This is a genomic window from Bacillus sp. CBEL-1 (genome assembly GCF_004348885.1).
Classification (GTDB): domain Bacteria; phylum Bacillota; class Bacilli; order Bacillales; family Bacillaceae_H; genus Priestia; species Priestia aryabhattai_A.
This window is the reverse complement of sequence record NZ_SBIM01000009.1, coordinates 1-24,838: the sequence shown is the minus strand read 5'-3', so window position 1 is coordinate 24,838 and position 24,838 is coordinate 1. Positions and strand designations below refer to the sequence as shown.

Here is a 24,838-nt window from a genome sequence, read left to right as displayed (position 1 = left end):
CCTCCCTTTTAATCTACAGGTTTTTTCCCTTAACGTGCGTATAGCTTTTATATGAAAGTAATTCCTTACTCTTTAATAACAGGGTCTTTTTGACCTTCAGAAATTCCTTCTGGTTCTACATCAGACATAATAGATTCCGACTGCTGTTCTTGATCATCCTCTGAATCTACAATGTCAATCTCTTGCTCGTCAGCTGAAAGCATTTTTACATCCATACCTAAACTTTGTAACTCTTTAATTAATACTTTAAATGATTCAGGTATACCTGGCTCTGGAATGTTTTCACCTTTTACGATGGCTTCATATGTTTTCACACGACCTACAACATCATCCGACTTCACAGTTAGGATCTCTTGTAGTGTATAAGCAGCACCATATGCTTCCAGTGCCCATACTTCCATCTCTCCAAAACGTTGTCCACCAAATTGCGCTTTACCACCTAATGGCTGTTGCGTAACAAGTGAATATGGTCCAGTAGAACGTGCATGAAGCTTATCATCTACCATGTGAGCAAGTTTAATCATGTACATAATACCTACTGACACACGATTATCGAAAGGCTCACCTGTACGACCATCGTATAATACAGTTTTCGCATCACGTGACATACCTGCCTCTTCAATCGTAGCCCAAACATCTTCTTCACGAGCACCATCAAATACTGGAGATGCAACATGAATTCCAAGTTTACGAGCCGCCATACCTAAATGAAGCTCTAATACTTGCCCGATGTTCATACGAGAAGGTACCCCTAATGGGTTTAACATGATATCGATTGGCGTTCCATCTGGTAAGTAAGGCATATCTTCCTCTGGTAAAATACGCGAAATTACACCTTTGTTACCGTGACGACCGGCCATTTTGTCACCTTCAGAAATTTTACGCTTCTGAACGATATATACGCGAACAAGTTGGTTAACACCTGGTGGTAATTCATCGCCATCTTCACGATTGAAGACTTTAACGTCAAGGATAATTCCGCCTCCACCATGTGGTACACGTAATGAAGTATCACGAACCTCACGTGCTTTTTCACCAAAGATCGCATGTAATAAGCGCTCTTCAGCAGTTAGTTCCGTAACACCTTTAGGCGTTACTTTACCAACTAAAAGATCACCATCTTTAACTTCGGCACCAATGCGAATGATACCACGCTCATCTAGGTTACGAAGAGCGTCTTCACCCACGTTTGGAATATCGCGTGTGATTTCTTCTGGTCCTAGTTTTGTATCACGAGACTCAGATTCATATTCTTCAATATGAACAGAAGTATATACATCGTCTTTTACAAGACGTTCACTCATGATAATAGCATCCTCATAGTTATATCCGTCCCAAGTCATGAAACCTACTAAAACGTTACGTCCTAATGCAAGCTCTCCTTTTTCCATAGAAGGGCCATCAGCTAGGATTTCACCTTTTACAACTTCATCGCCAACTGAAACAATTGGACGTTGGTTGTAGCAAGTACCTTGGTTAGAACGAATGAACTTAAGAAGCTTGTATTTATCTAAGTTTCCTTTAACCTTTTGTCCATCTACTTCTTCATAACGACGAACAAAAACTTGTTTTGCTTCTACGCGCTCAACAACACCAGGATGCTTACAGATAACTGCAGCCCCTGAGTCTTTACCAGATACATATTCCATACCTGTTCCGACAAGTGGTGCTTCTGGATTTAACAACGGCACTGCTTGACGTTGCATGTTGGCACCCATTAATGCACGGTTTGAATCATCATTCTCTAAGAATGGAATACAAGCTGTTGCCGCAGATACTACTTGCTTTGGCGATACATCCATGTAATCTAAACGATCGCGACGGATAACTGTATTTTCACCACGGAAACGAGCCACAATATTTTCATCTAAGAAAGAGCCGTCTTCGCCTAGGCGTGCATTTGCTTGGGCAACTACATAGTTATCTTCTTCATCAGCAGTTAAGTAATCAATTCTTGACGTAACTTTACCTGTTTCAGGATCGATACGACGATATGGCGTTTCAATAAAGCCAAATTTATTCACTTTTGCATAAGAAGATAATGAGTTGATTAACCCAATGTTTGGTCCCTCAGGCGTTTCAATCGGACACATACGGCCATAGTGAGAGTAGTGAACGTCACGAACTTCGAATCCAGCACGCTCACGAGTTAAACCACCTGGTCCTAATGCAGACAGACGACGCTTATGTGTCAATTCAGCTAACGGGTTTGTTTGGTCCATAAACTGAGAAAGCTGAGAACTACCAAAGAATTCTTTAATAGCAGCAATTACAGGGCGAATATTGATTAACTGTTGAGGAGTAATTGTATTCGTGTCTTGAATAGACATTCTCTCACGAACAACACGCTCCATACGAGATAACCCAATACGGAATTGGTTTTGTAATAATTCCCCTACAGAACGAAGACGACGATTTCCTAGATGGTCGATATCATCTGTATCTCCTACTTGATGAAGCAAGTTAAAGAAGTAGCTAATTGATGCTAGAATATCAGCAGGTGTAATATTCTTCACTTCTTCTGTTACGTAAGCATTACCTGAAACTGTAATTACTTTTTCTCCATCCGGATCGTTTGGAGCATAAATCTTAATAGATTGTAACGTAACATCGTCTTCTAAAACTCCGCCAACTGGGCTATAAGTTTTGAAGTTTACTCCACTTTCAAGCATTGGAATTAAGCGATCTAACGTACGGCGGTCAATCATTGCACCTTTTTCAGCAATAATTTCACCCGTCTCATGATCAACTAATGTTTCTGCTAATTTTTGATTAAACAAACGATGTTTAATATGAAGCTTTTTATTAATCTTGTAACGACCAACATTTGCTAAATCATAGCGCTTTGGATCAAAGAATCGAGATACAAGCAGTGATTTTGCATTTTCTACAGTTGGTGGCTCACCTGGACGTAAGCGCTCATAGATTTCTAGCAACGCTTTTTCAGTACTTTCCGTATTATCTTTTTCAAGCGTATTACGGATGTACTCATTATCTCCAATTAGATCAATAATCTCTTGGTCTGAACCAAAACCTAATGCACGTAACAATACTGATACTGGAAGTTTACGAGTACGATCAATACGCACGTAAACAACGTCTTTTGCATCAGTTTCATATTCTAACCATGCTCCACGGTTAGGAATAACAGTAGCTGTATATCCTTTTTTACCGTTTTTATCTACTTTTCCACTGTAGTAGACGCTTGGTGAACGTACCAACTGTGATACGATAACGCGCTCAGCACCGTTAATAACAAACGTACCAGTTTCCGTCATCAATGGGAAATCACCCATAAACACATCTTGGTCTTTTACTTCACCTGTTTCTTTATTAATTAAACGCACCTTAACACGAAGAGGTGCTGCATAAGTTACATCACGTTCTTTAGATTCTTCTACTGAATACTTTGGCTCACCTAAGCTGTAGTCAATAAATTCTAGTGATAAATTACCAGTAAAATCATCGATTGGAGAAATATCCTGGAACATTTCTCGTAATCCTTCATCTAAAAACCATTGGTATGAAGCCGTTTGAATCTCGATTAAGTTTGGTAATTCTAGAACCTCACTGATACGAGCATAACTTCTGCGCTGGCGGTGGCGTCCATACTGAACTAGTTGACCTGTCAACTGATTCACCCCTCAAATCAAGCGTTATTATTCAAGACATATAATAAACTATTGTTTATTATTGAACAAAAGAAAAATGGTTTCTTTAAATAGAAAACCACAATTTCATAAAACGTACTATTGATTTTATTAGTTTTCCCATACATTCTCAAATTATACGTGTAATTTTATGTATAACAGAGGCCTATATGGAATATTTATATATTGGCATTTTATAATGCTAACATACTAAAAAATATTAGTCAACATTTTTTAGCACGTATGATATAATAGCCTTTTTTCTTCTCTACTACCTCTACTTCCTCAAATAGAGACTCTAGTTTCGCCAAAGCGGAAGGAGCTCCCTGCTTTTTTTGAATAACGACCCATAATTCACCTTGTTCAACGAGGTGATTATATGCCCCTTCAAGGATTTCATGTACAATTTTCTTACCAGCACGAATTGGTGGGTTGGTAAGAATAGTAGAGAAATGATTAATTTCCACATTACTGTAGCAAGAGCTTTGATAAATTTGAACATTGTTAATACCGTTAGCTTTTGCATTTTTTTCTGACAAAGCTAATGCACGCTCATTAACATCAACCATATGCACTTGCTCATCCGGACGAAGTTTAGCTATTGTTAAACCGATAGGTCCATATCCACAACCGACATCTAGAATAGGACCTTTTACATTATTAACTTCAAAGCTATCAATTAGTACCCGCGAACCGAAATCAACTTCTTTTTTAGAGAAAACACCTCGATCACTAGTGAAACGGAAAGTTTGTCCTCGAAGTTCAAACGAAAACGTCTCTTCATTACTACTAGCCGATGGTGTGTTTGAAAAATAGTGTTCTGTCAACTGAACTCCTCCTTCTAAAAGGCATCCTCTATTACTATAAACGAATAGAGAAACAGAAGCAAAAAAGCTCGCTTGAATAAGCGAGCTTTTTCATATCAAATGTTAAGTAGTAATTACTTAACTTCTACAGAAGCGCCAACTTCTTCAAGTTTAGCTTTTGCTTCTTCAGCTTCTTCTTTAGAAATACCTTCTTTAAGAGCTTTTGGAGCGTTATCAACGATTTCTTTAGCTTCTTTTAAGCCAAGACCAGTGATTTCACGTACTACTTTGATAACTTTGATTTTTTGGCCGCCAGCACTTTCAAGTACTAGGTCAAATTCAGTTTTCTCAGCAGCAGCTTCACCAGCAGCACCGCCAGCTACAGCTACAGGAGCAGCAGCAGTTACGCCAAATTCTTCTTCAATTGCTTTTACTAAATCGTTAAGTTCTAAAACAGTCATATTTTTAACTGCTTCAATGATTTGTTCTTGAGTCATTGTTAATTTCCTCCTTGTGATTGTGTTATATATAACAGACTAAATTATGCACCTTGTTCTTCTTTTTGATCTGCCACAGCTTTTGTAGCAAGAGCAAGGTTGCGGATTGGAGCTTGAAGAACGCTAAGTAACATAGAAAGTAAGCCTTCGCGAGATGGAAGTTCAGCAATAGCTTTAATTTGTTCAACAGTTGCTACGTTACCTTCGATAACACCAGCTTTAATTTCTAATGCTTCATGCTCTTTAGCGAAGCTGTTAAGAATTTTAGCTGGAGCAACAACGTCTTCTCCACCAAATGCAATTGCGTTTGGACCAACTAGCGCTTCGTTAAGGTCGTTTAGCTCAACCTTTTCTACAGCACGGCGAGTTAAAGTGTTTTTGTATACTTTGAACTCAATACCCGCGTCACGTAATTGCTTACGAAGTTCAGTTACTTCAGCAACATTTAAGCCACGGTAGTCAACTACGATTGCTGATCCACTTGCTTTAAGCTTATCAGCAATTTCATCAACAACTTGTTTCTTTTGTTCAATTACGTTGCTCATTTTTACACCTCCTGTAGATTTCCTTCCGTACACTCATACAAGGTGCAAATAAAACACCTCCATGACAACTAAGACATGGAGGTGTTATAAGCGAATCAGAACGTTCACTAATTTATCACACACACCTCGGTAGGAAATTAAGCCTTGTAGGCACCTACTGTCTACGGTACAAATGTTATTTTTTTAACAACATTATCTATTGTAATCAGTTCGACTTAGAAAGTCAACACCAATTTATTTCCAATAATTAGTTAGCTGCGCTGAAAGTTGCGATATCAACTTTGATACCAGGGCCCATAGTTGAAGATACAGCTAAGTTCTTCATGTATGTTCCTTTTGCAGCTGCAGGCTTAGCTTTTTGCATAGTTTCGAAGATTGTAGTGAAGTTTTCAACTAACTTGCTATCTTCGAATGATACTTTACCGATTGGCACGTGGATGTTACCAGCTTTATCAACGCGGTATTCTACTTTACCAGCTTTGATTTCGTTAACTGCTTTCTCAACATCAAATGTTACAGTACCAGTCTTAGGGTTTGGCATTAAACCTTTTGGTCCTAATACGCGACCAAGTTTACCAACTTCACCCATCATGTCTGGTGTAGCAACGATTACGTCAAACTCAAACCAACCTTGTTGGATTTTGTTGATGTAATCAGAATCGCCAACGTAGTCAGCTCCAGCAGCTTCTGCTTCTTTCGCTTTCTCACCTTTAGCGAATACTAATACACGTTGAGTTTTACCAGTACCATTTGGAAGTACTACTGCACCACGAATTTGTTGGTCAGCTTTCTTAGGGTCAACACCTAAACGGAATGCTACTTCAACAGTTGCATCAAATTTAGTTGTGTTTGTTTTCTTTACTAATTCAATTGCTTCTTGAACTGAGTAAGCTTGTGTACGATCTACAAGCTTCGCAGCTTCAATGTACTTTTTACCTTTTTTAGCCATGTTCTTTTCCTCCTTATGTGGTATTAACGGAATAACCTCCCACTAATAAAGGTTGCGAAATGGAAGCTATCCCCTATCTCGCAACCTTCTAACACCTAATCATTTGGGATTAGTCTTCAACTACGATTCCCATGCTACGTGCTGTACCTTCTACCATACGCATTGCAGACTCAACGTTAGCAGCGTTTAGGTCAGGCATTTTTGTTTCAGCAATCTCACGTACTTTGTCACGCTTGACTGTTGCAACTTTATTACGGTTTGGTTCACCAGAACCTGACTCAATACCAGCCGCTTTCTTAAGTAATACAGCAGCAGGTGGAGTTTTCGTAATAAATGTAAATGAACGGTCTTCAAATACCGTGATTTCAACAGGAATGATTAAACCAGCTTGATCAGCTGTGCGAGCGTTAAATTCTTTACAGAATCCCATGATGTTAACACCGGCTTGACCTAATGCAGGACCAACTGGTGGTGCTGGGTTTGCTTTACCAGCAGGAATTTGTAATTTTACAAGTTTAATTACTTTTTTAGCCACGAGACACACCTCCTTAAGTCCGTGATGTGGTAATAGGGCGATGCCCTCCCACTCCAAGTTCTTTATATATAAAATAAAGAAATAGTTGTTTTAGTCTCAGGATTGAGACATACTGACTTATGAAATATTAACATTAAAACAAATGAATTGCAAGGTTTTAAAGGTTATATTTTTTCAATTTGTGTAAACTCTAACTCAACAGGTGTTTGACGTCCAAACATATCAACATGAACCTTAATTTTGCGCTTGTCTGTGTCGATTTCTTCAATTGTACCTTCAAAGTTTGCAAACGGGCCTTCTTTAACTAGAACAGTTTCTTTTAGTTCAAAGTCAAATCCAGCATGGCTTTCATCCATACCCATTTGTTTTAAAATCATTTCCACTTCTTCTGGTAATAGAGGTGTCGGTTTAGAACCTGAACCAGCTGATCCGACGAAGCCTGTTACACCAGGGGTATTACGCACCACGTACCATGAATCATCTGTCATAATAATCTCTACTAACACATAACCTGGAAATACTTTTTTCTTCGTTATCTTTTCTTTATTGTTTTTAATTTCTCTTTCTTCTTCTTCAGGTACAACTACACGAAAGATTTTATCCTGCATGCCCATTGTTTCTACACGCTTTTCTAAATTTGTCTTTACTTTATTTTCATACCCTGAATAAGTATGAACAACATACCAATTTTTCTCCATTTTTGAGGACGTAATGTCCTTCCCTCCCAGCTTCCTGTAAAGTGTTCAAGTATCTATTGCACAGAAGATAAACTAGAATATAAATCCACTCTAGTTCATATCATTCTCAAAACAAATTAAAAAACCCGTAAACGGGCTTTTTAAGAAGAAATCATCATTTAGTTTCATTATACCATGATTATCATTAAATTATTCAAGGGATTAAACGAATCAATGATGAGATTCCATAATCGACAATTGCGAAAAAGACGGTCATGAAAATAACTGTAGAAACAACTGTAATTGTATAGCGAACTAGTTCATTTCGTTTAGGCCAGCTGACCTTCTTCATTTCACGACCAACGTCACGCAAAAATTTCCCTACACGGTTCATGTTTGTAACCTCCATTAAAATAAAAGGGGTATTAATCTGTGCAGCTTTTTGATCTATTTTGTTTCACGATGCTGGACATGTGAGTTGCAAGATTTGCAAAACTTCTTCATCTCTAAACGAATGTTGTTTTGCTCTGTACTTTTCATCGTTGTATAGTTACGACTACCACATTCTACACATGCCATTACAACTTTTTTACGCATTTTATTAGCCACCTATATAAGTGATAATGTCTATAAGAAAGTATCACACACTTTCTTCCTGTGTCAATACAGGCTATGTGGTAATTTCACGGATTTCTAAGTAGCGCTCTAACTTACGCTTAACTCTTTGTAAAGCATTATCAATCGATTTTACGTGGCGGTTTAAATCTTCTGAGATTTCTTGATAAGAACGACCGTCTAAATACAATACTAATACTTTTCTTTCTAAATCACTCAAAAGTTCTGCCATCTTTAACTCGATATCATCGAACTTTTCTCTGTTAATCAAGAGTTCTTCCGGGTTCATGACCTTGGTTCCTGAAATAACATCTAGCAATGTTCGATCAGATTCCTCATCGTAAATAGGCTTGTCCAACGACACATAAGAATTTAGCGGAATATGCTTTTGTCTTGTAGCCGTTTTTATGGCTGTAATGATTTGCCTCGTAATACATAGTTCAGCAAATGCTTTAAATGAAGTAAGCTTATCTTCTCTAAAGTCACGAATAGCTTTATACAGCCCTATCATGCCTTCTTGAATAATATCTTCTCTATCTGCCCCTATTAAAAAGTACGACCGTGCCTTAGCTCGAACAAAATTCTTGTACTTGTGAATCAAATACTCTAATGCATCAATGTCACCTTTATGCACAAGCTCGACAACTTCTTCATCTTCTTGTTGTTCGAAATGAGCATGAAGTTTTCTCCCATAGTTATCGCCCATATCGATCCCCCTGACCGCACAGTAGATAGAAATATTATACAGTAGCTAATTCTTCACCGTCAACAGCGTCACTTCTCACCACGTCTCCATTTTTCGAAAATTTCAGCAACTCCGTCAGACAATTTAATCCTCGCCGCTGGTTTTTGCGTTTGAATGGACTTTACTTCAATTTTAATAAATCTTTCAATCTCTTGAATTTCATTATATAATTCCCGGGCTGATTTACGTAATGCTCCTTGACCAAATATCGCCCACTGTTCAGTAAAGTCTGATGTCGCAACATGAACCTGCGTGGCTACATTATTTAAATCTTGAGCCAGCTTTTCAATGTATTCATCAGCTGTTTCATTTTCACGTGTAAACACGACTTCAATTTTATAATTATGAGCTTTCTTTTCAATCCCTTGAACCATATGCGCATCAAATACCACAATGACACGGTAGCCTGTATAAGCTTGGTACTCGGCGAGCTTTTCAATAAGTAAATCTCGGGCTCCCGCTAAATCATGATCACGTAGATTCCGTAAGTTAGGCCATGCACCAATCATGTTATAACCATCTACTAATAAAATGTCCATTTTATCTTCCTAATGGGTGACGTTTACGATACACTTCATACATCAATAAACTTGCTGCTACTGATGCATTTAAAGATGTTACGTGACCAACCATTGGAAGCTTTACTAAAAAGTCACACTTTTCTCGAACAAGGCGACTCATTCCTTTACCTTCGCTTCCGATAACTAAAGCCAGTGGCATTGTACCATCTAAATTTCGGTAGTCATCACTTTCTTTTGCATCCGTACCAGCTACCCATACTCCTCTTTCTTTTAATTCATCAATGGTGCGAGCTAAGTTCGTTACGCGAGCAACTGGAATATGTTCAATAGCTCCTGTTGATGATTTAGCCACAGTTGATGTTAGCCCAACAGATCTACGCTTTGGAATAATAATGCCGTGAGCACCAACTGCATCCGCTGTTCTCATAATTGAACCTAGGTTGTGTGGATCTTCCAACTCATCTAGTATTAAGAAAAAAGGATCTTCATTTTTTTGTGCTGCTTTTTCAAACAGTTCATCAACTTCAGCATATGAATACGCCGCAACTAAAGCCAATACACCTTGATGTGTCCCCTGAACCATTTGTTCGATTTTCTTTTTAGGCACATACTGCACCAATACGCCATTTCGTTTAGCAAATTTTACAATCTCTCCCATAGAGCCACCCTGAGATCCTTCTGCAATCCATAGCTTGTTAATTTCTCTTTCTGATTTTAATGCTTCTAATACGGCATTTCGTCCGATAATATAATCTTGTTGCTGCATATTAATTTCCTCCCTCTCCTTCAAAGATGAAAGAGATTGCTTTTGTAATAATTTCATGAGCACGTTCATCGTTACCCAATAAATAATGGTAGCCAACTAACGCTTCAAATGCTGTGCTATAGCGATATGTTTGTACATCTGTGTTTTTAGGAACTGTTCCTGATTTTGCATTACGCCCTCTTCTTAGCACAGCTAGTTCTTCATCATCTAAAAAATCATTTTCTTTGAAATGATAGACAATTTGAGCCTGCGCTTTAGCAGACACATATTTTTTAGCTTTATTATGAAGTTGGTTAGGGCGCACTGTCCCTAACCCAAGCAAATGTTTACGAACATGTAAATCGAATACTGCATCACCCATATAAGCTAATGCTAGACTATTCAACTGCTTTACATCTAACTTCTTTTCAATCATCAAACAATCATCCTCTTTTCCAACGCGTTCCTTGAGCCGTATCCTCTAAAATAATATTTTTAGCTTTTAATTCGTCGCGAATTTGGTCAGCTAATTTAAAATCACGGTTTTTACGGGCATCAATTCGCTGTTGAATGAGATTTTCAATTTCCTCATCTACTAATTCTTGAGCACCAAATGTTAAGCCCAAAGCTCCACCTAACTGGTTAAATTCATTAATGAATGCTTCAATCACTTCTTTTGATGTCGTACTCTCAAGCAGATACACATTTGCTTGCTTAGCTAGTTCAAACAATACAGAGATAGCATTTGCTGTATTGAAGTCGTCATCCATTTCTTTGATAAAGCTGTTGTGAAGCTCATCAATTTTAGCTGCCCATTCAGAATTATCATCACTTAAGTCTGTGGCTGCATCCAAACGGTGCTTTAAATTCATATAAGCCGTTTGTAATCGTTCATATCCTTTGCGAGTATTCTCTAGAATTTCTTCGTTATAATTGATTGGATGACGGTAATGTACTGATAAAATAAAGAACCTTAGTAGTGATGGGTCATGCTTTTGAATAATGTCATGTACAAGTACAAAGTTACCTAATGACTTCGACATTTTTTCGTTATCAATATTAATATAACCATTATGCAACCAATATTTCGCAAATGTCTTACCCGTCAATGCTTCAGACTGCGCAATTTCATTTTCATGATGCGGAAACGATAAATCCTGACCACCGGCATGAATATCGATTGTATCCCCTAAGTATTTGCGAGCCATTGCTGAACACTCGATATGCCACCCTGGTCTTCCTTGTCCCCATGGGCTATCCCATGCAATTTCATCATTTTTTGCTGCTTTCCATAACGTAAAGTCTAACGGATCTTCTTTCTTTTCCCCAACTTCAATACGAGCACCTGATTGCAGCTCATCAATTGACTGGTGTGAAAGTTTGCCGTAACCTTCAAACTTTCTTGTGCGATAATAAACGTCTCCATCTGACTCATATGCATAGCCTTTTTTAACTAACTCATCAATAAAATCAATAATAATATCCATATTTTCCGTTACGCGAGGATGTATAGTCGCATGTTTGCAACCAAGTGCTGTCGTATCCTCAAAATAAGCGTTAATAAATCGTTCTGCAATCGTTGGTACATCTTCACCTAGCTCTTTAGCTGCTCGAATTAGCTTGTCATCAACGTCCGTGAAGTTTGAAACATATTGTACTTCATACCCTCTAAACTCTAGATAACGACGTACTGTATCGAATACAATAGCAGGTCTTGCGTTTCCAATATGAATATAGTTATAAACAGTTGGACCACAGACATACATTTTAACCTTGTTTTCTTCTAAAGGTGTAAACACTTCTTTTTGACGAGTTAATGTATTATATAGCTTAATTGTCATGATAAATCTTCCCTTCTTTGAGCTGCTTAATTTCTTGTTGTAGTTCACTTAATTGGTATTCAAGCTGCTTAAATCGTTCTGCATCTGGATCTGGTAAATCTTGATGATTTAAATCTTTAATACGAACCCCATTTTGAATGACGACTCGACCTGGAATTCCTACAACCGTTGAATTCTCAGGAACGTCATTTAAAACAACCGAACCAGCACCAATCTTTGAGTTCTCGTTAATGGTAATCGATCCTAAAACTTTAGCACCCGTGGCAATAAGAACGTGGTCTTTAATAGTTGGATGACGTTTTCCTTTCTCTTTTCCCGTACCACCTAAAGTTACTCCTTGATAAACCGTGACATTGTCTCCTATTTCACAAGTCTCTCCAATTACAATTCCCATTCCGTGGTCAATAAAAAAGCGTCGTCCTATTTTTGCCCCCGGATGAATTTCGATTCCTGTGAAGAAGCGACTGATTTGTGAAATTACACGTGCTAAAAAGAACCATTTGCGTTTAAACAACGCATGAGCTAAACGATGTGACCAGATAGCATGGAGCCCAGAATACGTTAAAATCACTTCAATGTAGCTCCTAGCAGCAGGGTCTTGTTCAAATATCACCTCAATATCCTCTTTTAACATCTTTATCACTTTCTCACCCCCCATTTTTTATAAAAAAAACGTCTCTGTGTCAACTGACACAGAGACGTTTCTTATACGCGGTTCCACTCTGCTTGAATGCAAATATGCACTCCAACTCATCTCGTGTAACGGCGATACCCGCTCCTGCTTACTAACCTCTGTTTTCAGCAAAAGTCTCTAAGGTGCATTTCAATAGGTATGAGCATGGATTACTTTCAGCCGATGGTAATCCTCTCTAAAAAAGCCATAACCTATTTACTTCTCCTTATCAACGATTTCAATATATATTAACTATATGGGTTTTAAATCAATTTGTTAACCAGAAACTTTTGCTAGACGAGCTAAAACTGTGTCTTTACCAAGTAGTGAAATAGCTTTTGGTAATTCTGGCCCATGTGTTTCACCCGTTGTAGCTACACGGATTGGCATAAATAGTTTCTTACCTTTGTGGCCTGTTGATTTTTGAACAGCTTTTGTTGCTGCTTTAATTTCTTCAGGACTAAATGTTTCCATTGCTTCAATTTCCGCTGCAAAAGCTTGTAGGACTTCGGGTACCTGCTCTTCTGCAAGTACAGCTTTCGCTTCTTCATTGTACTCAATTTCTGTTTTAAAGAACATTTCTGTTAGCTCCACGATTTCTGCACCGTAGCTCATTTGTTCTTGATAAAGGGCAATGAGTTCTTTTACCCACTTCGTTTGTTCTTCCGTCATTTGCTCTTCTACACGACCAGCTTTTACAAGGTGAGGAAGAGACAGGTCTACAACTTCATCTAAATCAAGCTGTTTCATATATTGATTGTTCATCCAACGAAGTTTATTCGTATCAAACAATGCTGGTGATTTAGATAAACGAGCAGGATCAAAAATTTCAATAAACTGCTCTTTTGAGAAGATTTCTTCTTCCCCTACAGGTGACCATCCAAGCATTGTAATAAAATTGAACAGAGCTTCAGGCAAGTAGCCTAATTCTTTATACTGCTCGATAAATTGGATAATAGACTCATCACGCTTACTTAGTTTGCGACGACTTTCATTTACAATCAATGTCATATGACCAAATACAGGTGGTTCCCAGCCTAACGCATTATAAATCATAATTTGTTTTGGTGTATTTGAGATATGATCGTCTCCACGTAAAACGTGCGTCATTTCCATTAAATGATCATCAACAGCTACAGCGTAGTTATAAGTTGGCGTACCATCTTTTTTCACGATAACATAGTCACCGATACCATCAGACTCGAATGCTACTTCATCTTTAACAATATCGTTGAACTTAACTATTGTACCCGTTGGAACTCGGAAGCGGATGCTTGGCTTACGACCTTCTGCCGCTAACTCTTTTTGTTGCTCTTCTGTTAAGTTACGGCATTTGCCTGAGTAGCGTGGCATTTGACCATTTTCAGTCTGTTCTTCACGTTCTTTTTCTAATTCTTCTTCTGTACAGTAGCAATAGTAAGCTGCACCTTTTTCTAATAGTTCGTCCGTATATTTTTGGTAAATTTCTGTGCGTTCGGATTGACGATAAGGACCGTATTTTCCACCGATATCAATACTTTCATCCCAATCAATACCTAACCACTTTAAATAGCGAAGCTGGCTTTCTTCTCCACCTTCAATGTTACGCTTTTGATCTGTATCTTCAATACGAATAATGAATTTACCGTTTTGATTGCGAGCAAATAAATAATTAAATAAAGCTGTTCGTGCGTTTCCGATATGAAGGTGCCCAGTTGGACTCGGTGCATAGCGAACGCGTACTTCTTTTGACATAAGTAGGATAACCTCCAGTTTATTTTACGTAGGTATGTAATTTATTATTTTTCGACATTGTTAATTTTATCACCAAATGTAATTCTGTTAAAGACTCTGGATTATTTTTGATATACTAACACCGCGGCTTGTGAAGCAATCCCTTCTTCACGGCCAGTAAAGCCTAGTTTTTCTGTCGTCGTTGCTTTAACATTAATCTGTGACACTTCAGCTTCTAATAATTCGGCAATACGCTCTCGAATTGGCTGGATGTACGGTGCCATCTTAGGCTTCTGTGCAATAATTGTACAATCTACATTGCTGAGTGCATAGCCTTCTTCTTTCACTAGTTTCCAAACATGTTGTAAAAGCTTAGCTGAATCTGCATCTTTAAACTCAGGATCAGTGTCTGGAAAATGCTTACCGATATCTCCTTGAGCTACTGCTCCTAACAGTGCATCTGCAATCGTATGTAGAAGTACGTCCGCATCAGAATGGCCTAGTAACCCTCTCTCATATGGGATTTCAATTCCTCCAATAATTAGTGGACGTCCTGTTGCAAATTGATGAACGTCAAACCCTTGCCCAACACGTATATTCATTTCCTTCACCTCTTAGTTGTTTTGTTCCAACTTTGTTAAAATAGCTTCTGCATAAATCAAATCTTCTGGTGTTGTTAATTTTATATTATCGTAGTCTCCTTGTACAATCGCGACTTTCTGCCCTAACTGTTCCACTAAGCTTGCATCATCTGTTCCTAGATAGCCAGTTTCTTTCGCTAAATGATGAGCTTTTTGAATCGTAGACGAAAGAAAAGCTTGTGGGGTTTGAATAGACCACAAGCTAGAGCGTTCAATCGTTTCCACTACGATGTTGTTTTCTACTTTCTTAATCGTCTCTTTAACAGGAACGCCTAAGGTTGCCGCTTCTTTAAGTGCTGCTTCTTGTACAAGTTTGTGGATGTGGTGATGTTTCACAAATGGCCTAGCACCGTCATGGATAAGAACCACTTTGGAAAGCTTAAGGGCTTTCAATCCATTATACACGCTATGCTGACGTTCTTGACCACCCGATACCACTGACTTAACTTTACGCATCGGATATTGCTCTAAAAGTGATGTAATATCCTCTAGTTCTTGGTCATTGATAACTAAAATAATGCTGTTACATGTATGATCAGTTTCAAATATATTTAGTGTATGAACAAGAAGAGGTACGTCTCGAATTAATAAGAACTGCTTATTGCGCCCTGCTTTCATCCGCTTACCTTGTCCTGCTGCTAAAACAATTACATCGTATTGCATGTTCCTTCTCCCTTATAGCTGAAAATTAGAGGGCTTTTTCTAAGAGCTTAGGCTTAGCAAAAATCATTCGACCAGCTGATGTTTGGAGCACGCTTGTCACAAGCACATCAATTTGCTTGCCTATATAGTTGCGGCCTTCCTCTACAACAATCATTGTACCATCGTCTAAGTAGGCAATACCTTGATTATGTTCCTTACCATCCTTAATGACAAGTACATTCATTTCTTCTCCTGGTAAAACAATTGGTTTGACAGCGTTTGCTAAGTCATTAATATTTAAAACCCCTACATTTTGCAGTTCGCATACTTTGTTTAAGTTAAAATCATTTGTTACAACGAGGCCTGAAGTAACTTTTGCTAACTTTACAAGTTTACTATCCACCTCTTGAATGTCTTCAAAGTCACCCTCGTAAATCTCTACCTTCATAGACAATTCTTTTTGAATTCGATTTAAGATATCAAGACCTCGACGACCTCTATTGCGCTTTAAAACATCTGATGAATCTGCGATATGCTGAAGCTCTTCTAATACAAAGCGAGGAATGACAATCGTTCCATCTAAAAAGCCAGTTTGACATATATCTGCAATGCGTCCATCGATAATAACGCTTGTATCTAAAATCTTTAAAGATTGCAAGGATTGATTATTCTCTTGCTCTTCTTCCGAGCCTTTTTTCTTACCAATACGAGTAGGCATTGAAAAAACATTAACCAACTCATCTCTCTTTTTAAACCCTACTTGAAAGCCTAAGTAACCTAACAAAATACTTAAGAAGATTGGTAAAACTGTACTAACTACTTGTAGCTGAATTTTCCCTAGGAACGTACCAACTAAATAGGCCACAATTAAGCCTAATATTAAGCCTAAACTCCCAAATAAAACATCTGTTACTGGTGCCTTTACAAGAGACTCTTCAATGCGGCGAATGAAGCCTACAACATAATCTACTAGCCAGAATGTTATCACATAAAAGAGAATTGCACCTAAAGGGGCGTGAATGTATGACTTGTCTAGTAATGCAATATCTTTTAGACTTAATAATTCAATAAGTTCTGGAATAAGAAAGATTCCTAATGTACCACCTGTTATGATAAAAAACAATTGAACAAAACGCTTTAACACGCCTTCACCTCCCTTTATCATTATAAACAGTTTACAATGATTGAAACCTTTTATTTAATTGAAAACATAATTTGTAAACAAAATGTCACTCTTTTAGTATTTTCACAATATCCTAATCAAGATTAAAAAGTCAATTAATATCCTAGAGCTGACGGTTTAGCAAATGTTGTTCCTTGAGACGCTTTAATCCTTGTTGAATTTTACGAGCACGTATTTCACCTATACCCTCTACCTCATCAAGCTCCTGAACGGTTGCATCCGTAATAGATTTGAGGTCACCTAGTTCTTCAATTAAGTTCTCAATAATAATAGACGGTAGTCGCGGGATTTTATGAAGCATTCGATACCCTCTCGGAACAACTCCCTCTTCAAAGCTCGTATAGATTGGGTACCCCATTAGTCTTAAGAGAGTTTGATCATCTAATAACACGTTATTAGATGGTTGCTGCATCTTTTCAATTACTTTTGTTGGCTCTACGCTTGTATCATACATATAATCTTTCATTAATAGAATTGCTTCTTCTTCTAGGTGAGACAGCAATTCATTCATCTGAAGACGAATTAACCTTCCTTCGGTTCCTAACTCACTAATATAACTTAAGATTTCGTTTTTAATTCGCAATACCATTTCAATGCGATGCAAAGATTGCAAAACGTCTGTATGAGTTACTTGTTCTTCAAACTCTAAAGCACTTAGGCTATTAATGGACTCATCTAAAACTGCTTTATATTTCTCCAAGGTACCAAGTGCTTGGTTTGCTTTTGCTAAAATAACACTAATATCTTTAAGTACATATTGAGACGACCCTTTATACAGCGTAATAACATTTCGACGCTGTGAAATAGCAATAACCAATACTCCTGACTGCTTCGCAACCCGCTCTGCTGTACGATGTCGCATACCGGTTTGTGAAGAAGGAGTAGAAGGATCAGGCATTAATTGAGCATTTGCGAACAAGATCTTACTACCACTATCATTTAAAATAAGTGCTCCGTCCATTTTAGCCAACTCATACAAATGAGCTGGTGTAAATGCACAGTTAATTGAAAACCCTCCGTCTACCATCTTTTTCACTTGATCATTGTATCCAATTACGATTAACCCTCCAGTCTTAGCTCTTAACACATTTTCAATACCATCGCGAAAAGGGGTTCCAGGAGCCACAAATTCTAAAATATCAGAGATTTGCTTTTGCTCTGTTGTCTTTTCATCATTCATCCGTTTTAACCTCCTAACGTGTACTGTAACGCTTCTGACACAGTGGACACCCCTACTACGTCAATGCCTTCTGGTATTTTCCAACCACCTAAGTTTTTTTCAGGAACAATGATTCGCTTAAACCCTAACTTTACAGCTTCTTGTACTCGTTGTTCAATTCGAGACACTCTTCGAACTTCACCTGTTAACCCAACCTCTCCTACTACTACATCTGTAGGATTTGAAGGTGCATCTTTAAAACTAGATGCAATGCTAACTGCAACCGCCAAATCAATAGCCGGCTCATCTAACTTTACTCCACCTGCTACTTTTAAGTATGCATCTTGATTTTGCAAAAGCAGTCCTACTCGCTTTTCTAATACCGCCATAATAAGCGATACACGGTTATGATCAAGCCCTGTGGACATCCTCCTAGGATTTCCAAAACTTGTTGGACTAATCAGTGCCTGTAACTCTACCAATACAGGACGAGTCCCCTCCATCGAAGCCACAACTACAGAACCGGCTGCACCTTGAGAGCGTTCTTCTAAAAAGATTTCAGATGGATTGAGCACTTCTTCCAAACCACTTTCCTTCATTTCAAAAATACCCATTTCGTTTGTTGAACCAAAGCGATTTTTTACTGCTCTTAAAATTCGATACGTATGGTGACGTTCTCCTTCAAAATACAAAACACTGTCTACCATATGTTCAAGTAACCTTGGACCGGCAATAGCTCCTTCTTTGGTAACATGACCTACAATAAAAATGGCGATGCCGTTTGTTTTTGCAATTCGCATTAACTCAGCAGTACACTCACGTACTTGAGAAACGCTTCCTGGCGCTGACGTAACGTCACCGTGATAAATTGTTTGAATTGAATCAATAATCACAAGTTCTGGATTCATACTTGAGATAGCTTCTGTAATTGACTCTAAGTTTGTTTCTGCATGCACATACAAATCTTCCGCTTTAATACCTAAGCGATCGGCTCTTAGCTTTGTTTGCTTTGTTGACTCCTCACCAGATATATAAAGCACTTTATGCTTATTCATAGCTAACTGAGCTGACGTTTGGAGCAATAAAGTTGACTTACCTATACCAGGATCTCCTCCAATTAAGACTAGTGATCCTCTGACAATTCCTCCGCCTAAAACACGGTTTAATTCAGGCGATTTTGTATATATCCTTGGTTCAGTCGTTGATTCAATACTTGTAATAGATTGAGGCTTTTGCACCTTTGTAGAAGTTGCGCCAGAAAAAGCTCCTCCTCGCCTTGAAGACTTTGTCTCTTCAATTTCTTCTACCATCGAATTCCAACTGCCACACCCAGGACACTTTCCCATCCATTTAGCCGATTCATATCCACAATGTTGGCATGAAAATTTTGTTTTTCTTTTACTCATTATTTAGTATATTCTCCTCGTTCTTTATAAAAGTCCTTGATGCTATTGTACACTATCTTTATATGGTAAATAAAAATGGAGGCATACGTATTTTGTCGTATGCCCCACATGTTCTTAACTCTTTAGCTAATGCTGCTCGGTGAAGAAGATTTAACAGTAAAGTTTTCACCTTCTACATCTAACGTTACCTTTTGACCTTTTTGAATTACGCCTCTTAGTAACTCTTCAGATAAACGATCTTCAACATGCTTTTGAATTGCTCGACGTAAAGGACGCGCCCCATACTCTGGATCAAAGCCTTCTTCTGCAATCTTATCAATTGCTGCAGTCGTTAATTCCAACTCAATTTCTTGTTCTTTTAAGCGTCTAGTTAATTGATCAGCCATTAGCTTCACAATTTCAGCTAGGTGTGGTTTCTCTAACGAATGGAAGACAATAATCTCGTCGATACGGTTAAGAAACTCTGGGCGGAAAGCACGTTTCATCTCACTCATTACTTTCCCTTTCATATCTTTATAGTCCTGACCCTCTGCTTCAACCGTAAATCCAAGGTGCTTGCTACGTTTTAACGTATCTGCACCAACATTTGAAGTCATGATTAAAATTGTATTTCGGAAGTCTACTGTACGACCTTTTGAATCAGTTAAGCGGCCGTCTTCTAGCACTTGTAGTAGGATGTTAAATACATCCGGATGTGCTTTTTCAATCTCATCTAGCAGTACAACAGAATATGGCTTTCTTCTAACTTTCTCAGTTAACTGTCCACCTTCATCATATCCAACGTAACCTGGAGGAGACCCTACTAAACGAGAAGTAGAATGCTTTTCCATGTACTCTGACATATCAATGCGAATCATCGCATCTTCGTCACCAAACATTGATTCAGCTAAAGCCCTAGCAAGTTCTGTTTTACCTACACCCGTTGGTCCTAAGAAAATAAATGAACCGATTGGACGCTTTGGATCTTTCAAGCCTGCTCTTGCACGACGAACAGCTTTTGCCACTGCTTTTACAGCTTCTTCTTGGCCAATAACACGAGAGTGTAAAATCTCTTCCATGTTTAGCAAGCGCTCTGATTCTTCCTGAGCTAATTTTGAAACTGGTACCCCAGTCCAGCTAGATACAACCATCGCAATATCTTCTACTGTAACAGCTGAATTTTCTTTACCTTGCTCTTGTTTCCAAGCTTTTTTTGTTTCTTCTAATTCTTCTCTTAAGCGTTGCTCTGTATCACGTAATGATGCTGCTTTTTCAAATTCTTGACTTTGAACAGAAGCATCTTTTTCATTTCGAATAGATTCTAACTTTTGTTCTAACTCTTTTAAGTTAGGTGGCGTCGTAAATGAACGTAAACGAACCTTTGAACCAGCTTCATCAATTAAATCAATTGCTTTATCCGGTAAAAAGCGATCTGAAATATAACGATCGGATAACTTTACTGCCTGTTCAATAGCTTCATCAGAAATCGATACACGGTGATGAGCTTCATAACGATCCCTTAAACCTTTTAAAATTTGAATAGATTCATCTAGAGTTGGCTCATCAACTTGAATTGGTTGGAAGCGTCGCTCTAAAGCTGCATCTTTTTCAATATATTTTCGATATTCATCGAGAGTAGTAGCACCAATACATTGTAATTCACCACGTGCTAAGGATGGTTTTAAAATGTTTGAAGCATCAATTGCTCCTTCTGCACCACCAGCACCAATTAGTGTATGCAACTCATCGATAAATAGAATGATATTACCAGCTTGACGAATTTCGTCCATTACTTTTTTCAAACGATCTTCAAATTCACCACGATATTTTGTTCCAGCAACTACTGTTCCCATATCTAAAGTCATAACGCGCTTATCTCGAAGAATTTCCGGTACTTCGTTATTAACAATTTGCTGGGCTAACCCTTCTGCAATGGCTGTTTTACCTACACCTGGTTCACCGATAAGAACCGGGTTATTCTTTGTACGACGACTTAACACTTCAATAACACGTTGAATTTCTTTACTACGCCCAATAACTGGATCTAGACTTCCTTCACGTGCTACCACTGTTAGATCACGAGCTAAACTATCAAGAGTTGGTGTATTTGCATTTGAAGTTCCACCACCTTGATGGCTAGAAGCAGCTTCGTTACTACCCAATAAGTGTAATACTTGTTGACGAGCTTTATTTAAGCTCACTCCTAAATTATTAAGTACGCGAGCTGCTACACCCTCGCCTTCACGAATCAAACCAAGTAAAATATGCTCAGTTCCTACATATGAATGACCTAGTTTTCTTGCTTCATCCATTGAAAGTTCAATTACCTTTTTAGCGCGAGGCGTATAATGAATTGTTTGAGTTAACTCTTGACCTCTTCCGATAAGCGCTTCAACTTCTTTTTGAATTTTTTCAGTACTTAATCCTAGTGCAGATAGTGCCTTTGCAGCAATACCTTCACCTTCACGCACAATACCTAATAAAATATGCTCAGTTCCAATATTGTTATGTCCAAGTCGTAAAGCTTCTTCTTGTGCTAACGCTAATACTTTCTGTGCACGCTCTGTAAATCTTCCAAACATCATACGGCTGTCACCCTCCACGTTTAATCTATATTTTTAATATTGCTAAGGCGATCTCTAATTAAGGTAGCTCTCTTAACATCTCGCTCATGGGCATCTAATGCTGAGCCTGAATACTTTTGTAAAAAGCCTGGCTGCGTCATTATAATAAGTTCATTTAGAATATTTCTAGGTATGTCTGTTATATACCCCAAGTCGATTCCTAACCGAACATCTGACAAGCATTGAGACGCTTCTTTAGATTCAATTATGCGACTATGAGCTAATACTCCATATGATCGATGAACACGATCTTCTAATTCTAAATGAGATGTTTTAAATAATGCATCTCTTGCAGATTTTTCTTGAGCAATTAACTGTGTTACAACGCTATTCAAGTCTGATACAATATCAGCTTCAGATTTTCCTAGCGTAATTTGGTTAGAAACTTGAAAGATATTACCTAGTGCTTCGCTACCCTCTCCATAAATTCCTCTTACAACTAAACCTAATTGATTAATCGCAGGAATAATTCGATGAATTTGACGAGTCATAACCAACGCAGGCATATGCATCATAACCGAAGCACGAAGTCCTGTACCAACATTCGTGGGACAGCTCGTTAAGTAACCTCTTTGTTCATCAAAAGCGTAATCTACACGATTTTCAATCAAATTATCTACTTCATTAGCTCGTTCCAATGCTTCAGATAATTGAAGGCCTGGAAATAAACATTGTATGCGTAAATGATCTTCTTCATTAACCATAATACTTAAATCTTCTTGTTTTGATAAATAACAAGCTCCTGCATTAGATTCAGCTAATTGAGGGCTAATTAAATGCTTCTCTACTAATACTCGTTTCTCTAGTGACTTTAATTCACTCATTTTTAAAGAAGATAACTCAAAATCTTCCGCTTTTCTTATTTCTTCAAATACTTGATCAAAATCGTTTACAATTTCATCAGCTTTTTCTTTTGCTAACATTGTAGGAAAAAGAAAATTTGTTAAGTTTCTAGCTAGACGAATTCTGCTGCTTAGTACAATATCAGAGTCCGGTGCTTCTTGTTTCATCCAAGAGCTTACGGGATTTGTGAAGAATAGTTCAGACATTCGGCTATGTCTCCTTTCCCGTAGATTCATTAATTTTTTTCTCTAATAGGCGGATTTCATCTCGAAGCTCTGCAGCCTTTTCGAATTCCTCTTTTTCAATATACTCCTTTAAATTCAATCTCAGAGCCTGTAATTCCTTTTTTAAATGAAGATTACTTCCAATTCTCTTTGGAATTTTACCATGATGTAAATAATTCCCCCCATGTAACCTCTTTAAAAACGGAACAAGTGGTTGTTCAAAAGTTTCATAACAATTCGAACAGCCAAAACGACCTACTTTAGAAAATTGATGATACGTCATTCCGCATGTAGGGCAACGTAGTGGTTCTTTTTTAATTGTATTCGGACCTGTAGCAGAAGGTTCAAAATTTAATAGTCCTGCTAATAGACTATTAATTGAAAAGCCTTGCTGAGATGATATAGAAAATACATCTCCACTCTCTGCAGCGCATTGTTCGCAAAGGTGTACTTCTGTCTTATTCCCATTCACTACATTTGTAAAGTGAAGTGTTGCAGGTCGAATCTCACATTGCTGACAAATCATGCAATCATCTCTCCCTGTCTACATAAAATCAATTCAATTAGCGATACCTCAATGAATTTAACATAGCTTTTAGTAACTTGGCTCGAAGTTCATCACGATATGGTAGCTCAAGATCAATAACCGATCGATGAATTACGCTAAGCATTATCTTAGCTTCTCGCTCTGTAATGACCTTTTCTCCAACTAACCTGAAAATGACGCTTTCAGCATAGGACTGTGAAATTTGTGATTCGATAAGATCAATGACTTGTTGAAATAAATGAGAAGCATTATGAGTTCGGACTTTAGCAATTCTAATAAAGCCGCCTCCACCTCTTTTACTCTCAACCACATAACCTCTTTCAATTGTAAAGCGAGTATTAATAACGTAGTTGATTTGAGACGGAACACATTGAAACTTATCGGCGATTTCGCTACGTTTAATCTCCACAATTTCTCTGTCACTTAATTCAAGCACTTCTTTTAAATACTGTTCAATGATGTCAGAGATATTTGGCACATTGCACCCTCCTTCTGACTTTGACTATATTTGACCTTATTAAGTTAAATATAAAAGGAAATGAAAGAAATTTCAACTATGTAGTTTGATAAGTTTTGTCTTACTTTTATGGTTTCCACTAAAATAGGGTTCAAAACGTAATTTATTGAAATTAATGAGAAATAAAAAAAGGATTAGCTATAAGCTAATCCTTTTAAATGTGCCTGGCAACGTCCTACTCTCACAGGGACAAAGTCCCAACTACCATCGGCGCTAGAGAACTTAACTTCCGTGTTCGGCATGGGAACGGGTGTGACCTCTCTGCTATCGCCACCAGACATGAATTGAGATTATTCTCTCAAAACTAGATAACATTTTGCTGAGTACTAAGTTTACTGTCTAGCTACGGCTCCTTTCACAATTGAACAGTCGCCTTCGCTTTTCTAATTTGGTTAAGTCCTCGATCGATTAGTATCAGTCAGCTACACACGTCACCGTGCTTCCACCTCTGACCTATCAACCTGATCATCTTTCAGGGATCTTACTAGCTTGCACTATGGGAAATCTCATCTTGAGGGGGGCTTCATGCTTAGATGCTTTCAGCACTTATCCCGTCCACAC

Annotated in this window: 25 protein-coding genes, 2 rRNA genes and 2 other annotated features; all 27 genes read right to left on the bottom strand. The window is 38.0% G+C overall.

The features are described from left to right. Positions 1 to 65 precede the first annotated feature (65 nt). On the bottom strand, positions 66 to 3,632 hold the full coding sequence (gene rpoB / locus EPL02_RS07400) for a DNA-directed RNA polymerase subunit beta (protein ID WP_094913077.1): 3,567 nt from the start codon (positions 3,630 to 3,632) through the stop codon (positions 66 to 68). 242 nt (positions 3,633 to 3,874) lie between these two features. Continuing rightward, positions 3,875 to 4,477, bottom strand: a complete 603-nt coding sequence (locus EPL02_RS07395; protein WP_131887388.1) for a class I SAM-dependent methyltransferase — start codon at positions 4,475 to 4,477, stop codon at positions 3,875 to 3,877. Positions 4,478 to 4,590: 113 nt separating this feature from the next. Further along, positions 4,591 to 4,953 carry a 50S ribosomal protein L7/L12 gene (gene rplL / locus EPL02_RS07390; protein ID WP_013054917.1) on the bottom strand — a complete coding sequence of 121 codons (363 nt, stop codon included), beginning with the start codon at positions 4,951 to 4,953 and terminating at the stop codon, positions 4,591 to 4,593. Positions 4,954 to 4,997: 44 nt separating this feature from the next. Beyond that, positions 4,998 to 5,498 carry a 50S ribosomal protein L10 gene (gene rplJ / locus EPL02_RS07385; RefSeq protein WP_131887387.1) on the bottom strand — a complete coding sequence of 167 codons (501 nt, stop codon included), beginning with the start codon at positions 5,496 to 5,498 and terminating at the stop codon, positions 4,998 to 5,000. 41 nt (positions 5,499 to 5,539) lie between these two features. Then, positions 5,540 to 5,683, bottom strand: a sequence feature (ribosomal protein L10 leader region). A 62-nt stretch (positions 5,684 to 5,745) separates the two neighbouring features. Next, on the bottom strand, positions 5,746 to 6,447 hold the full coding sequence (gene rplA / locus EPL02_RS07380) for a 50S ribosomal protein L1 (RefSeq protein WP_094913080.1): 702 nt from the start codon (positions 6,445 to 6,447) through the stop codon (positions 5,746 to 5,748). A gap of 109 nt (positions 6,448 to 6,556) precedes the next feature. Beyond that, entirely contained in the window at positions 6,557 to 6,982 is a 426-nt protein-coding gene (gene rplK, locus EPL02_RS07375; protein WP_025909714.1) for a 50S ribosomal protein L11, read from the bottom strand. Between the two features lie 164 nt (positions 6,983 to 7,146). After that, the gene (gene nusG / locus EPL02_RS07370; RefSeq protein ID WP_094913081.1) at positions 7,147 to 7,680 is read right to left on the bottom strand and encodes a transcription termination/antitermination protein NusG; all 534 of its coding nucleotides are present in this window, start codon (positions 7,678 to 7,680) and stop codon (positions 7,147 to 7,149) included. A 193-nt stretch (positions 7,681 to 7,873) separates the two neighbouring features. Next, a complete protein-coding gene (gene secE, locus EPL02_RS07365; protein ID WP_094913082.1) occupies positions 7,874 to 8,053 on the bottom strand; it encodes a preprotein translocase subunit SecE in 180 nt (59 codons plus the stop codon). 53 nt (positions 8,054 to 8,106) lie between these two features. Then, positions 8,107 to 8,256, bottom strand: a complete 150-nt coding sequence (rpmG, locus tag EPL02_RS07360; RefSeq protein WP_094913083.1) for a 50S ribosomal protein L33 — start codon at positions 8,254 to 8,256, stop codon at positions 8,107 to 8,109. Positions 8,257 to 8,329: 73 nt separating this feature from the next. Then, positions 8,330 to 8,980: an RNA polymerase sporulation sigma factor SigH gene (gene sigH, locus EPL02_RS07355; RefSeq protein ID WP_025909710.1), complete on the bottom strand. Its 651-nt coding sequence runs from the start codon at positions 8,978 to 8,980 to the stop codon at positions 8,330 to 8,332. Positions 8,981 to 9,048: 68 nt separating this feature from the next. Then, the gene (locus EPL02_RS07350; protein ID WP_094913084.1) at positions 9,049 to 9,558 is read right to left on the bottom strand and encodes an NYN domain-containing protein; all 510 of its coding nucleotides are present in this window, start codon (positions 9,556 to 9,558) and stop codon (positions 9,049 to 9,051) included. Between the two features lies 1 nt (position 9,559). Next, entirely contained in the window at positions 9,560 to 10,306 is a 747-nt protein-coding gene (gene rlmB / locus EPL02_RS07345) for a 23S rRNA (guanosine(2251)-2'-O)-methyltransferase RlmB (RefSeq protein WP_094913085.1), read from the bottom strand. Position 10,307: 1 nt separating this feature from the next. Further along, positions 10,308 to 10,721: a Mini-ribonuclease 3 gene (locus tag EPL02_RS07340; RefSeq protein WP_094913086.1), complete on the bottom strand. Its 414-nt coding sequence runs from the start codon at positions 10,719 to 10,721 to the stop codon at positions 10,308 to 10,310. Between the two features lie 7 nt (positions 10,722 to 10,728). After that, complete coding sequence (gene cysS / locus EPL02_RS07335; protein WP_131887386.1) at positions 10,729 to 12,126, bottom strand: cysteine--tRNA ligase; 1,398 nt, start codon at positions 12,124 to 12,126, stop codon at positions 10,729 to 10,731. Further along, a complete protein-coding gene (gene cysE, locus EPL02_RS07330) occupies positions 12,116 to 12,784 on the bottom strand; it encodes a serine O-acetyltransferase (protein WP_165932528.1) in 669 nt (222 codons plus the stop codon). Before cysE ends, cysS begins: the two co-directional genes overlap by 11 nt. 33 nt (positions 12,785 to 12,817) lie before the next feature. Then, positions 12,818 to 13,041 (bottom strand) — a binding site (T-box leader). A gap of 34 nt (positions 13,042 to 13,075) precedes the next feature. Then, positions 13,076 to 14,533, bottom strand: a complete 1,458-nt coding sequence (gene gltX, locus EPL02_RS07325; RefSeq protein WP_131887385.1) for a glutamate--tRNA ligase — start codon at positions 14,531 to 14,533, stop codon at positions 13,076 to 13,078. 101 nt (positions 14,534 to 14,634) lie between these two features. Next, a complete protein-coding gene (gene ispF, locus EPL02_RS07320; protein WP_094913090.1) occupies positions 14,635 to 15,114 on the bottom strand; it encodes a 2-C-methyl-D-erythritol 2,4-cyclodiphosphate synthase in 480 nt (159 codons plus the stop codon). A gap of 12 nt (positions 15,115 to 15,126) precedes the next feature. Further along, entirely contained in the window at positions 15,127 to 15,816 is a 690-nt protein-coding gene (gene ispD, locus EPL02_RS07315) for a 2-C-methyl-D-erythritol 4-phosphate cytidylyltransferase (RefSeq protein WP_094913091.1), read from the bottom strand. Between the two features lie 25 nt (positions 15,817 to 15,841). Then, positions 15,842 to 16,939, bottom strand: a complete 1,098-nt coding sequence (locus EPL02_RS07310) for a PIN/TRAM domain-containing protein (protein ID WP_094913092.1) — start codon at positions 16,937 to 16,939, stop codon at positions 15,842 to 15,844. Positions 16,940 to 17,081: 142 nt separating this feature from the next. After that, entirely contained in the window at positions 17,082 to 18,158 is a 1,077-nt protein-coding gene (gene disA / locus EPL02_RS07305) for a DNA integrity scanning diadenylate cyclase DisA (RefSeq protein WP_131887384.1), read from the bottom strand. A 5-nt stretch (positions 18,159 to 18,163) separates the two neighbouring features. Further along, complete coding sequence (gene radA, locus EPL02_RS07300; RefSeq protein WP_094913094.1) at positions 18,164 to 19,543, bottom strand: DNA repair protein RadA; 1,380 nt, start codon at positions 19,541 to 19,543, stop codon at positions 18,164 to 18,166. Positions 19,544 to 19,665: 122 nt separating this feature from the next. After that, on the bottom strand, positions 19,666 to 22,107 hold the full coding sequence (gene clpC / locus EPL02_RS07295; protein ID WP_094913095.1) for an ATP-dependent protease ATP-binding subunit ClpC: 2,442 nt from the start codon (positions 22,105 to 22,107) through the stop codon (positions 19,666 to 19,668). A 20-nt stretch (positions 22,108 to 22,127) separates the two neighbouring features. Beyond that, positions 22,128 to 23,195 (bottom strand): protein-arginine kinase McsB, encoded by a 1,068-nt coding sequence (gene mcsB, locus EPL02_RS07290; protein ID WP_094913096.1) that lies wholly within the window; start codon positions 23,193 to 23,195, stop codon positions 22,128 to 22,130. A 4-nt stretch (positions 23,196 to 23,199) separates the two neighbouring features. Beyond that, positions 23,200 to 23,739: a protein-arginine kinase activator protein McsA gene (gene mcsA / locus EPL02_RS07285; protein ID WP_094913097.1), complete on the bottom strand. Its 540-nt coding sequence runs from the start codon at positions 23,737 to 23,739 to the stop codon at positions 23,200 to 23,202. Positions 23,740 to 23,776: 37 nt separating this feature from the next. Beyond that, positions 23,777 to 24,238: a CtsR family transcriptional regulator gene (locus EPL02_RS07280; RefSeq protein ID WP_094913098.1), complete on the bottom strand. Its 462-nt coding sequence runs from the start codon at positions 24,236 to 24,238 to the stop codon at positions 23,777 to 23,779. 201 nt (positions 24,239 to 24,439) lie between these two features. Beyond that, a 5S ribosomal RNA gene (gene rrf, locus EPL02_RS07275) occupies positions 24,440 to 24,555 on the bottom strand. A 110-nt stretch (positions 24,556 to 24,665) separates the two neighbouring features. Further along, positions 24,666 to 24,838 (bottom strand): 23S ribosomal RNA (locus EPL02_RS07270); the annotation flags it as partial.